Origin of the sequence: Paraburkholderia podalyriae (assembly GCF_014397785.1) — a bacterium.
GTDB classification, from domain to species: domain Bacteria; phylum Pseudomonadota; class Gammaproteobacteria; order Burkholderiales; family Burkholderiaceae; genus Paraburkholderia; species Paraburkholderia podalyriae.
In genome coordinates, this window is the sequence record NZ_VZQQ01000033.1 from 61432 (window position 1) to 72814 (window position 11383).

The window sequence follows — 11383 nt, forward strand, 5'->3', positions numbered from 1 at the left end:
GACGCATCACGCGCCCATCAGTGCCTTGGTCGAGAAGAACAGCAGCGACGGCCCGAGCAGGCAGCCGACGCCCGTATGGAACGTCGCGATCAGCGCGCCGTAGGGAACGAGCCGCCGATCGGTCGCGGCCAGCCCCGCGCTGACGCCGCTCACCGTGCCGGCCAGCCCACCGAAGATCATCGCGGAACGCGGCGTCTGCAGCCCCATGAAGCCGGCTGCGAGCGGCGTGCCGATCATCACGATGATCGCTTTGATGAGACCCGTCGCGATGCTGAGCGCGATCACATCCGAGCTTGCGCCGATCGCCGCGCCCGTCACCGGTCCTACGATATACGTCACGGCGCCCGCGCCGATGGTGGTCATGCTGACCGCGTCGGTGTAACCGAAAGCATGCGCGATGCTCGCGCCGACGATAAACGGCAGCACCGTCCCGAGCAGCAGCGATACTACCCCGATGAGCCCGGCCTTGCGGGCCTCGGTGGCCTGGACTTCGAACGCCGTCGCGACGATGGCGAAGTCCCGCAGCATCGCGCCGCCCATCAGGCCGACGCCGGTAAAAAGCGGCAGGTCCGCGAGACCTTTTTGTCCTCCAGTGAACGCGCCGCCGAAGTAAGCGAGCACGAGGCCGATCACAATGGCGATCGCCGAGCCGTGCACGCGCCCGAACGTCAGCTTGCGCGAGATCAGCGACGACACCCACATGATGAGCCCCACCAGCGCGAACGCCGTGACGAGGCCGTTGTGGATCAGAACCTTATCGATCATTTGGAACATGGCTGACTCCTGCTTCAGATTTCTTCGAGGTGCGGAGCGTTCACGAACGACGTGCTGTCGTGACCGGTGCGAGACAGAACGGCGATGCAGCCTGCGCAGACAGCTGCCGCGCCCAGCGCCGACAGCAGCGCGACCGGTCCGCCCTTGAGCGCGGCCACGACGTTCTGATTGGCGGCCATTGCCACCACGACTGGGATGTACATCGCGCCCCAGAACCCCACGCCTGCTTCGGTTTCCTTGGGCAGCAGTCCCTTGCCGTGCAGATAGAGGCGCAGGAAGATCAGGAGCAGCATCGCGATACCGACGCCGCCGACATTCGTCTTGACGCCGATTGCGACCCCGAGCAGGTCGCCGAGAAAGAGTCCAGCCAGATGGCAGAACGCGAGCAGCGCGGTTCCATAAATGATCATTTCGTGTCTCCTGAAATATCTTGAGTTGGCTTCTGAAGAGCCGGTGCTCGAAGCGAGCGATTTACCGCCATTGCTCCCGCAGCTTGCGGCGAACCGTCGCCGAAGCGGCGCGATGCATGCTGCCGAGCCGGCTTTCAAGGCCGTGCGACGGATCGGCACGAATGTCATCGAAGGCGTTCTGCAGCGCCTTTTCGACCGACGACTGGTCGGCGCCGGTGGGAGCGTCGGCGTTGGTCACGCTCAGGAGCTTCCACAGCAGCCCGAGCGACGCATAGTTGTCGATGTCGTAGGCCATCGGCGGTACGCGTGCCGTGAACGCTTCCAGATCGGCGACGGAGCGCAACGTGACCCGCGCGGCGGACTCCTTGCCCATCGCGTGAACCATCACCTGCGGATCGGCGAGTGCGATCAGCCTGTTGGCCTGATAGCCGTGCGCGAGGAACGCTCCGGACATCGCGCGCCCCACGATCAGCCCGATCACCGGATGGCCGGCAAGACGGGCGCTCGCGTAGGCATCGGCGGCACCGGCGAGTGCCTGATGGATGCCGTACGCTTCCTCCCGCCGTCCATACGCCTGGCTCGCGACATCGACCACGGCGACGATCGCGCGTTTCTCATCGCGCTGTGCATCGGCATTGACGACTTCACGAACCGCCCGCGCGATCTCCCATCCCTCCACGAGGCCCACCTCGCCGTTGCGTGCGCGCGGGAACGGGTTATCGGGGTCCGGTAACACTGCGATGAAACGCGCGGGATGATCGCCCAGCCGCGCATCGGCGACGCGTACCGAAGGCGGATAACCCGCCTGCAACGGCGCGCTGTAAGTGAGTGCGTCCAGCCAGACTGCGCCGCGCTTCGAAAGCTCTTTCGTGCTCATGACTCGAACCCCTTGCCGTAGATGGCGGCCGCTTGTTCCGGCGTGGCCTGCACGCCCGGATCGACTTCGGAAAGCCGCTTCAGAAAGCTGGCGACGCGTTCGCTGCGGCATGCACTTGGACGCCCCGCGCGATAGCGTTCGATGACGGCCACGCGAATCGCATTGGCGTCGTCGGCGACGTAGTCATCGACCAATCCCGTGCGATGCCGCTGCTCGCAGCCGGTGAAGCTCCAGATCATCGGACGGTCCCGCGAATCGAATTCAGCGATGCCCGCTTCCTGTTCGATCACCGCCGGTCCGTTGAGGCCGAGCCGCGCTTCGCGGGTGGCGATCAGATAGCTGCAAAGCCCCGCCGCGATCGACATGCCTCCATAGCAGCCGATCGGCCCGGCGGTGACGCCGATCACCGGCTGGTAGCGCCGCAGATCGACTATGCCCGCGTGAATCTCCGCGATAGCCGCGAGCCCGACGTTCGCTTCCTGCAAGCGCACGCCGCCCGTCTCGAAGAGGATGACAGCGCGCGTCGGGATGCCATTGCGGTTGTCCTCGGCGGCGAGTTCGAGGCTGCCCGCGATCTTCGCCGCCGACACTTCGCCCATGCTGCCGCCCTGGAACCCGCCATCGATGGCGAGCACCACGGCGGGCTGTCCGTCGATGGTTCCCTTCGCGACCACCATGCCGTCGTCGGCCTGCGTCACGATGCCTTGCCGCATGAGCCATGGCGAGCTCACGCGCTGGAACGGATCGAGCAGTTCGCTGAAGGTGCCTTCGTCAAGCAGCTTTTTTGCGCGGCTGCGCGCATCGAGTTCGATGAAGCTCTGGCGTTCGAGCAGTTGTTGCGTATCCATGATCTTCACGCTCCGCCGGTTGATTTCAGTTGTTCGAATACCTGCCCGATGCGCATCTGCACGACACCCGGCGTCGCGCCGGAATCGTTGATTTCGAGCTTCACCGCGGGCAGCGATCCGTCGCCGAGGATGCGTTCCAGCACGGCCTGCCAGAGGTGGCCCTTGCCGTCGACAGACGTCGTGATGTTCACCGCGGTGCGATGCGCCGTGTTCGCTTCGAGGAGGACTTCGAGGTCCCCCGACGCGACCACGCCCACCAGCGCGCGGCCTGCCGCGGGCTGACCCGCCGGAAATTCGAGGACGATGGTTTCCATTTGCCTTCCTATCCCTTCGTCGTGTCAAAGGCTTCGTTCCGAAGCCGGTCGAGAAAGAGCGCCGCGGCGAGCAGATCGGCCGCGCCGCCGGGCGACACGTGCAATTCGACGAGCCGCCGGTCCAGCGCCTTGAGGCAACGGCGGCCGTCGAGCTGAGCCGCGCCGCCATGCTTCAGTACGAGCCGCGCGCCGCTCTGCATCTCGGCGAGTGCGCTTGGTCCGCCGCGAGCGAGCACGCACGTGTCGTCGAGGCTCGCCATCACCGCGAGCAACGCGTTCAGGCGCGCGGCCGTTTCGCTGTCGCCGCGTTCGCGTGAGCGCCGGAGTTCCGGCAGCGCGACGTCCACGACGTGCGGAAAGCCCGCCTGCGCTTGTCCGCGTGCGCCGCCGACGGCGTAGTCAAGGCATGCCTGCTCGCCCTTGTTGCCGGTCAGCGCGGGCGCATGGTGATCCCGCACGCACGCGATCGATCCGGCGCGCGCGGCGACTGCCTCCGGCGCAAGGTCCGACGGTTCACGCGTTGCCGCGGTCACGAGCAGTCCGAGCGCCCAGATCGCGCCGCGATGTGTATTCACGCCACCGGTCGCGTCAAGCATGCGCGCTTCGCCTTCACGTCCGATCGCGCCGATCTGTTCACGCAGCGCGAGCATCGGCCGGGTTTCGATGCCTGCGTGCGCCATTTCGACAAATGTCGGCTGCAACGCAAGTGCCGATACGCACATCAGTTTCCAGTCGAGATCGTGATGCGCGCCACGGCTGCGGATGTCGACGAGTCCGGGCTTCGGCGCGAGCGTCACTTCGTCGATCAACGCCTCCACCACATCCACGCCGAAACGATCGGCGAGGTCCGGCGCCTTGTGTAGCGGCCGCGCCGCGTTCATTGCGAGGTTCTCATGCATTACCAGCTCCGAAAGCGTGCGGGCGGGTCGTACAACCCGTCCGACCAGTCGACGAGATCCGCCACGCTTTTCGCCGCGAGCAGCGAACGACTCGCTTCGCCGCGATGAACGCCGAGGTCTTCGGGCAGGGCGACGAAGCCATCGCGGCGCAGCTCGGCGACCTTCTCCGGGCGGCTTGTGAGCCCGACCGGCGTCACGCCGGCGACCGCGGCGATCATCTCCTTGCGATGTTCGAGCGAGCGCGCCTTGTACAGATACGCGATGCCTTCCTCGGTCAGCACGTGCGTGACGTCGTCGCCGTAGATCATGACGGGCGCGAGCGGCATGCCCGACTCGCGGCCGACGTCGACTGCATCGATCGACTCGACGATGCTCGGCTGGCCGCCGGCCTGAAATGTCTCCACCATCTGCACGACGAGCTTGCGGCCGCGCTCCAGCGGACTGTCGGTTTGCAGGAGATCGAGCCACGCGGGCGTCGCATGGCGGCGGCCGTGCGGATCGTGGCCCATGTTGGGCGCACCGCCGAAGCCAGTGAGCCGCCCGTGCGTCACCGTCGACGAGTTGCCAACGCCATCCATCTGCAGCGTCGAGCCGATGAACATGTCGACCGCGTATTGCCCCGCGAGTTGGCACATCGCGCGGTTGGAGCGCATCGAGCCGTCGCGGCCGGTGAAGAAAATATCCGGCCGTTGCGCGACATAGGCTTCCATGCCGAGTTCGCCGCCGAAACAATGCACGCTGTCGACCCAGCCGGTTTCGATCGCGGGGATCAGCGTCGGGTGCGGGTTGAGCGTCCAGTGCCGGCAGATCTTGCCCTGCAGGCGGAGCTTCTCGCCGTAGGTCGGCAAGATCAGTTCGATCGCCGCCGTGTTGAAGCCGATGCCGTGGTTGAGCGATTGCACCTGATGCCGCTCGTAGATGCCGCGAATCGCCATCATCGCCATCAATATCTGGATCGGTGTAACGAGGCGCGGGTCGCGCGTGAAGAGCGGCTCGATGAAGAACGGCTTGTCCGCCCGCACGATGAAATCGATCCACGAGCCCGGGATGTCGACCCGCGGCAGGTCCTTCGGATCGTCGACGATCTCGTTGACCTGCGCGATCACGATGCCGTCGCGAAACGCCGCGGCTTCGACGAGCGCGGGGGTATCTTCGGTGCTTGCGCCCGTATAGAGATTTCCCTCGCGATCCGCCTTGAAGCCGGCGATCAGCACGACGTTGGGCGTCAGGTCAACGTAGAGTCGGGCATACAGCTCGATGTAGGTATGGATCGCGCCGATTTCGAGAATGCCGTCTTGCAGAAACTGCGAGATGCGCAGGCTCTGCGCGCCCGCGTAGGCGAAGTCGAGCTTTCTCGCGATGCCGCGCTCGAAAAGATCGAGATGCTCGGCGCGGCTCACGCTCGGAATGATGAGATGAAGATTGTGAACGACTTCCGGATCGACCTTCGCGAGCGAACGCGACAGGAAATCCGCCTGCTTCTGGTTGTTGCCTTCCACGACCACGCGGTCGCCGGGCGCGATCAGGTTCTGCAGGACATCTACGATGCGCTCGGTGGGCAGAATCACGCCATCGGCGATCGGCGCGACGCGCGCGAGGCGACGGTGCTTTTCCGCGCGGCGCGTGGCCCAACGGGATTGGGACGGACTTTGACTGGACATGGTGCTCTCGCTCAGGACGTGAGACGAGTCTAGGGAGCGGGGGATGTCCGTTCAATCACCTTCGAGATGCGTTCGTTATCTCCAGGTTAACGATCTGTGTTGCCGTGCCACACTTGCCTCGCCGGACGGGGCTGTGCGGCTGGCACCAGTGTTCCAGGGTTTTCCCTTGCCGTGCGGCGGACGCGGCGGAGATGTGAAGGCTCGGCAGCGATGTGTACGCCCGCAGGCAGGCGGCTCATACACGGTCGGCACAAGTCTCAACGATGGGGTCGCGCACCTAACAAGTCCGTCCTGAACAATTCGTTTTGTCGACCACCGGCATTACCGCGATAGGACCGTGGCCACGCAGCGGTTGAACAAGGCAGCGAGAACGAAGACGCAAAGAAGCCGCAGCTTCCGGAGGATCATCCTCAGGTTATGGCCGGCGCCGCACAGCACCGCGTGCATCGCATCGCCCAAGGCGCCTTTTAGCCAGTTCCGATCGAGTTTTCCATCCGTTTTCATGTGACCGATGGCTGGTTCGATGGCGCTGCGCCGCCTGATCATCGCACGTAGTCCGCGCGTAATGCCACGCCGCAAACCCGGGTGGTAGATCTTCACGCCGTCGATGGCGATACCCTTGTATCCACGGTCGACGATGGCGACTTCCGGCGTAGCGTCGCTCAGGATTGCCGCCTGCTCCAGCGCTTCAGCCAGCGTGTGACCGTCGTACGGATTGCCCGGCATCGAGCGCATCCCAACTACCAGTCCTTCCTTGTGTGTCGTCGTGATCGACACTTTCACGCCGAATTCATACGGCGTGCGCGCCTTGCCTTTGGCCAGACATTCGACTTCCGGTGCATGCAGCGCATAAAGCTTGTTCTTGTCCTTCGCCTTTTGCGTCAGGATGCGCTTCGTCCGGCCAATCAGCTCCAGCAGGGCCGCACGGCCTGAGTCTGCCACCTGGGTGACCTGTCGCTCCACATCACGCATCACCCTTCCAACGCGCGAACGCAGCGTACGCAGTACCTTCCGCATGCGCTTGTACTGCTTCGCGTGAGCGTAGCGGCCAATCTGCAGCCCCAGACGCGGCGCCTCGCGATTGTAGTTCTGCCACAGCTTCAGGCCGTGCCGTGCGGCGGCCTTCACCAGATGTTCGCGACATCGCTCGAGCAATCGTGAGTCGGTTGGATGCGCAATCGCCTTCTCCATGACGGTCGTGTCTACAATCACCCGCTTCACGCTCGAGGCCTTGATCACGCCGGCACGTTTGGCCGCTTCGATCGTTTCGGCCAGCAGCTCTTCAACGCCGGCTTCCCCAATCCGCTTGCGCCAGCGCGTCAGGCTCGACGGATCGATCGGCGGCTCGGTCTGCAAATGGGTTTCGCCGGTGAACACCTGCCAGTACGGGTTCTCCACCCATTGCCAGACCACCTCTTCGTCGGACAGGTCGAACGCGTGCTGCAGATACAGCAGCCCGGCAATCAGGCGCGGCGACGTTGCCGGTCGCCCCCTGCGCGACGCGAAGCTCTCGCTCATCGACACACTCAACCGATCCCAGCTGATCAGCTCGGCCAGTCGCACCAGGGGATGCTTCAGGTTGATCTGCTCGCGCAGCGGTTGCCGGAAGAAATCCCGCTCAGTTACAGGCGTCTTCGGACCCATCCGTACCTCGTCGAAAAATGCAGGATTCTCGCGTTAATGTGCCAGGTTCCTGCAAATCTCACAACACCATTTCTTGCTCAAAGCCTCACTCTGCAAGGCTTCGAACATTGTTCAGGTCCGACTAACAATCGTCTGATCAGCGTCGTGAAGCGGACCGTCGTTCAATTGCTCGAAAGGGCTCAAACGGGTCGAAGAACAACCCTGAACGAACTGTGACGGTCGCAGCTGGTGGGATGGTCCGAAGTAGCCTGCTGGCCAGCAGGCTGCCTTCGTCTGTTCCGCATCCGGCGCAGGCGCGCACGCGATCATCTGCTGCGCGCGCAATAGTGGCGTAGCGCAAGCGGTGTCACCACCACCATGGAAGCAACGCACCGCCATCTTTGCGATCGGTGCGATCACCGGGGCGCCCCGCATCGCCGCCGTCGCGGTCCTCATCACGTTCTTCGCAGCGGCGCCCGGCTTTCGGCAGGCCGCTTACCTTGCGAATGTACCCGGAGCCAGCGAAGAACAGATCGCCCTCGGGTCCAAACGCGAGCCCCCTGGGACCGCCTATGCTAGCTTGAGTGGCAAGGCCGCCGTCGCCGCCGTAGGAGTCCTGCCCGTTGCCGGCAATGGTTGTGACGATGCCGGTTTGCCTATTCACCTGACGCACACGGGCGTTGAAGGTATCGCTGATCGTCAGATTACCCGCGCAGTCAAACGCAATGTGCGTTGGGATGTTCAAGAAAGCATCGGTCGCCGCAATGCCATCTCCGTTATAGCACCCGGACGCCATCAAGCCCGCCCCCGAGCAAAGGGGCGACTTCCCGGCTACCGTGGTGATAGTGCCTGTTCTTTTGTCCACCCGGACGACCGTTGCCGGAGAGGGATCGACTATGTAGAGGTCGCCGTGCGGGCCAAAGGCGATAGCCAGGATGTAACTGGACGCAAGCTTGACGGCGGTCGTGATGATTCCCGTTTCGTGGTCCACGCGCCGGATGCGTGCTACCGCCGAATCGGCGATGTACAGATCACCTTCCCGGTTCAGGGCCACGTCGGTTGGGAACAGCGCGGCCTGAGTGGCCGGCCCCCCGTCGCCGCGGTTGGCGCTGCCAACGCCCGGACCTGCAACAGAAGTAATGATCCCCGTTTTTCGATCCACCCTTCGCACGACTCCGATGTATGGATCCGCAACGAACACATTGCCTGCTCGGTCAACCACAACCCCTGACGGATAGTCGAGACTGGCGTTCGTCGCTGGGCCGCCGTCGCCGCTGTAGCCTTCTTGCCCGTTGCCGGCAACGGTCGTGACAATTCCGCTCTCGTGATCGATGCGGCGAACGACGCGAAATGTCGGTTCGGCAGTGTATATGTTTCCCCACCGGTCCAGCGCGATGGCTTCTGCGGCGATTCCGGCCGCACCTACGCCGCCCTGACCGGGGCCCGCGACGGTGCTGATGATCTGCGCGGCGGCGGGGTTTGCCGTCGCAATTAGCAGCAGTGCGTAAAGGGCCCGCAACATGACAGCGATGCTCGGACAGAGCTGTGTTCCGTGCGACATACATCCTCCTGTTCGGAGTCACCGAATTGTCACGACTATTCAAGGAAAAGTCGTTGTCGCGGAACGCAGGATGTTGTGACCAGGAAAAGCAAGCCCGAAAGCCCCCAAACCGCCCAACACTTCATCTTAGTAGTGCGTTTCGAAAAGCAAATAAATTTTTAGGCTCCTCCCTTCGGGACGGACGCAATTTGCCGTGCTGTTGGGAAACGGAAATAGCTGGGCTCGGGCAAGCTCAGCCAGAGCCGAACGCACGGAACACGCTGGACTGCGCCGCCGAGATGCGTTCTTATGGCGGCTGGTTTGAGCATTGAAGATTCGGTGGCCAAAAGTGCTGAACCATCAGGCTTCGCGCCGTGCCATGGCGCTGCCTGACGACCGCGACCGGCTGCACTCGACCCACAACTGCCCTTCCACCCGAAGCGAGCGCCGTGGCAACCTGCCAACAGGAGCGGTCATTCGAGCAACCCGTCTAGCCCGGCGAATTCTCGGTACATGAGAACGTTCGTCACGCGCGGTATTGTGCACGATTCTCCGTTTCCGAATCGTTCCGCGTTAGACGGTGGCGACGGTGAAAGCAAGTTGTGAGAGCACCCGCAATGGACCAATCGGCGAATGCGCTTTCGACCTCGCCTTACGCAGCAAGTCGCAGCGTATTGGACCCGCACCGTGCGTAGTTGAGTCAATGCGCCAGGCGCCGCAGGGACTGTTGTCGCCGCCCTTTTGTTTGGCTTTTTCGATGGCTGGTGTCTGGTCAACGTGGGCCTCGGCCAAAACTGACTCAGCAGTCGTGTCCGTGCCCGGCATGTGGTTTGGGTCCATGAGCTAAAGTCTGAAGACGTGGACGAGTGAGCTTATGTTTCCGGAGCTATCTACCCTCCCGTCGGCCGTATATAAATGCCTTCTGACAGGGCCGGACAGCCCTGTCTCCGCGGCTAAACTTGTTTGTGGTCCTGACGCAGGCGCGCCCTTCGACAACACCGGGTAGAGTTTCAACGCACTTTCATTAATGGTCAGTGCACCTTTCTTCGGAAAACTTAAATCTGCTACTTCTTCTTGCGCGAGTACCTTCTTGCCATCAATGTAAAAATAATGCGTTGGAAAAATAGATCCGCAGCCAAGCAATTTAAAGATCCCTCTATCATAGGTGAGGAGGAGTTCACACCATACCCACGGAACATGAAAGGGAGAGCCAACATCGTCGCTCACTCCGATTCCATCAGTATGCGAACCAGCTCTGAACTTAATCAGTGCATTTACGCAAACCACTTCATTCTTTGGCGTGGGAGGCAGCACAGTATTTGCGTGTCGTGCGCGTGTCTTAACTAGAGAGATGCTACTGGCCTCTCCAGGATAAAAATTTGGGTCACTCATTGACGAATTTTTCATCAACTTTGTGCTGCTGAACTTCGATTTATCAAAAGGCGGCGTCCACCCCGGATCGTGTACGGCATCAAGAACATTGAAGCTGCCTACTGCGTTGGTGGTCGGATCTAGTTCAACGGTGAAACGGCAGTACAACAACGCTCGAAATTGCTTCTGAGCTTGGAAAGACTTGAAGTCAGCAATCTCGTTCGGAGGTGTCGGATTGGCCGTGGCGGCCAATCCGATATAGGTTTTCGGGATCCAGTGCGGTGTTTGCGTAAGGGCTTGGAACGCAAATGATACCGGGTGCGAATCGGCGTGAATCCAACTGATGGAGCCAACGGCAACCTTATATAGCATCGCGACCTCCTAAGCGAACAGTTGTTTCGAACGATGCCGATGCGCCATCGGCCAACAGTGTCTTAACTGTTGAGATACTTGTCGACCGGCGCGATGCGCGTGTCCAAAGTATATGTCTCGTAGCATTCGCTACAAACCGATTTGGCGGGCCAGACCTTAAACCAAAGGAACCCGTGAATGCCGGTTTCGATCGGCCATTCAACTCATATGACGTGAACACGAGTGTCCGGTGTTTGGATGGTGTGGACTTCCGAGCGTCTTCCTAAAAGCATGGGCCAACGTCTGAAAGTGACCGAGGCCGTGTGAAAACGCGCTCCGCACGAAGCCTTCTCAAAAGTCGACCCTTCAGATCGCCGCGTATCAGCCTGGTGGCGACTCGGGAAGGGTAAAGCGACACCCGAAAACCGAGTACTTTTCCGTTTTCACACGGCCTCGGCCGACAGCCGCCCGACGTTGGCGACCGGGACCAACCTTCTCGGCCGCATTAGCGATTCCGCATCAACCCGCCTTCAGCCGCAGCGCGGGGTTTATATATGCCGCGCGCTGACACGCGAGCCTTGGAATGGCTGACGACCTATTCAAGGCGATCGATCTGTTGAAGCGCCGAAGTCAAGCGCGACTGATCCAGCGCAACGGCGGCAGGTTAATATCGCCGCGCGCCGACCCTGCGTCGTCCTAAAATTGTAAGTACGGT

General features: G+C 62.2%; 10 protein-coding genes. All 10 read right to left on the reverse strand.

What is annotated here, in order from left to right; genetic code table 11:
- Positions 1-6: 6 nt before the first annotated feature.
- Entirely contained in the window at positions 7-774 is a 768-nt protein-coding gene (gene madM, locus F6X42_RS28755; RefSeq protein WP_187637431.1) for a malonate transporter subunit MadM, read from the reverse strand.
- A gap of 14 nt (positions 775-788) precedes the next feature.
- Entirely contained in the window at positions 789-1184 is a 396-nt protein-coding gene (madL, locus tag F6X42_RS28760) for a malonate transporter subunit MadL (RefSeq protein ID WP_062602162.1), read from the reverse strand.
- A 61-nt stretch (positions 1185-1245) separates the two neighbouring features.
- Complete coding sequence (gene mdcE / locus F6X42_RS28765; RefSeq protein ID WP_187637432.1) at positions 1246-2061, reverse strand: biotin-independent malonate decarboxylase subunit gamma; 816 nt, start codon at positions 2059-2061, stop codon at positions 1246-1248.
- Positions 2058-2909 carry a biotin-independent malonate decarboxylase subunit beta gene (locus tag F6X42_RS28770; protein ID WP_187637433.1) on the reverse strand — a complete coding sequence of 284 codons (852 nt, stop codon included), beginning with the start codon at positions 2907-2909 and terminating at the stop codon, positions 2058-2060. The genes mdcE and F6X42_RS28770 overlap by 4 nt, the downstream gene beginning before the upstream one ends.
- A gap of 5 nt (positions 2910-2914) precedes the next feature.
- Positions 2915-3223, reverse strand: a complete 309-nt coding sequence (locus tag F6X42_RS28775) for a malonate decarboxylase subunit delta (protein ID WP_187637434.1) — start codon at positions 3221-3223, stop codon at positions 2915-2917.
- An 8-nt stretch (positions 3224-3231) separates the two neighbouring features.
- On the reverse strand, positions 3232-4122 hold the full coding sequence (locus F6X42_RS28780; protein ID WP_187637435.1) for a triphosphoribosyl-dephospho-CoA synthase: 891 nt from the start codon (positions 4120-4122) through the stop codon (positions 3232-3234).
- Entirely contained in the window at positions 4122-5783 is a 1662-nt protein-coding gene (gene mdcA / locus F6X42_RS28785) for a malonate decarboxylase subunit alpha (RefSeq protein WP_187637436.1), read from the reverse strand. The genes F6X42_RS28780 and mdcA overlap by 1 nt, the downstream gene beginning before the upstream one ends.
- A gap of 321 nt (positions 5784-6104) precedes the next feature.
- Positions 6105-7427: an IS5 family transposase gene (locus F6X42_RS28790; RefSeq protein WP_187637437.1), complete on the reverse strand. Its 1323-nt coding sequence runs from the start codon at positions 7425-7427 to the stop codon at positions 6105-6107.
- A 346-nt stretch (positions 7428-7773) separates the two neighbouring features.
- The gene (locus F6X42_RS28795; protein WP_187637438.1) at positions 7774-8967 is read right to left on the reverse strand and encodes an NHL domain-containing protein; all 1194 of its coding nucleotides are present in this window, start codon (positions 8965-8967) and stop codon (positions 7774-7776) included.
- Positions 8968-9789: 822 nt separating this feature from the next.
- On the reverse strand, positions 9790-10689 hold the full coding sequence (locus F6X42_RS28800; protein WP_162634018.1) for a hypothetical protein: 900 nt from the start codon (positions 10687-10689) through the stop codon (positions 9790-9792).
- Positions 10690-11383 lie beyond the last annotated feature (694 nt).

What these genes read in the sequence shown, in the direction of transcription:
- madM (WP_187637431.1), bottom strand. Translation starts at nt 774, where the DNA reads ATGTTCCAAATGATCGATAAGGTTCTGATCCACAACGGCCTCGTCACG.
- madL (WP_062602162.1), bottom strand. Translation starts at nt 1,184, where the DNA reads ATGATCATTTATGGAACCGCGCTGCTCGCGTTCTGCCATCTGGCTGGA.
- mdcE (WP_187637432.1), bottom strand. Translation starts at nt 2,061, where the DNA reads ATGAGCACGAAAGAGCTTTCGAAGCGCGGCGCAGTCTGGCTGGACGCA.
- F6X42_RS28770 (WP_187637433.1), bottom strand. Translation starts at nt 2,909, where the DNA reads ATGGATACGCAACAACTGCTCGAACGCCAGAGCTTCATCGAACTCGAT.
- F6X42_RS28775 (WP_187637434.1), bottom strand. Translation starts at nt 3,223, where the DNA reads ATGGAAACCATCGTCCTCGAATTTCCGGCGGGTCAGCCCGCGGCAGGC.
- F6X42_RS28780 (WP_187637435.1), bottom strand. Translation starts at nt 4,122, where the DNA reads ATGCATGAGAACCTCGCAATGAACGCGGCGCGGCCGCTACACAAGGCG.
- mdcA (WP_187637436.1), bottom strand. Translation starts at nt 5,783, where the DNA reads ATGTCCAGTCAAAGTCCGTCCCAATCCCGTTGGGCCACGCGCCGCGCG.
- F6X42_RS28790 (WP_187637437.1), bottom strand. Translation starts at nt 7,427, where the DNA reads ATGGGTCCGAAGACGCCTGTAACTGAGCGGGATTTCTTCCGGCAACCG.
- F6X42_RS28795 (WP_187637438.1), bottom strand. Translation starts at nt 8,967, where the DNA reads ATGTCGCACGGAACACAGCTCTGTCCGAGCATCGCTGTCATGTTGCGG.
- F6X42_RS28800 (WP_162634018.1), bottom strand. Translation starts at nt 10,689, where the DNA reads ATGCTATATAAGGTTGCCGTTGGCTCCATCAGTTGGATTCACGCCGAT.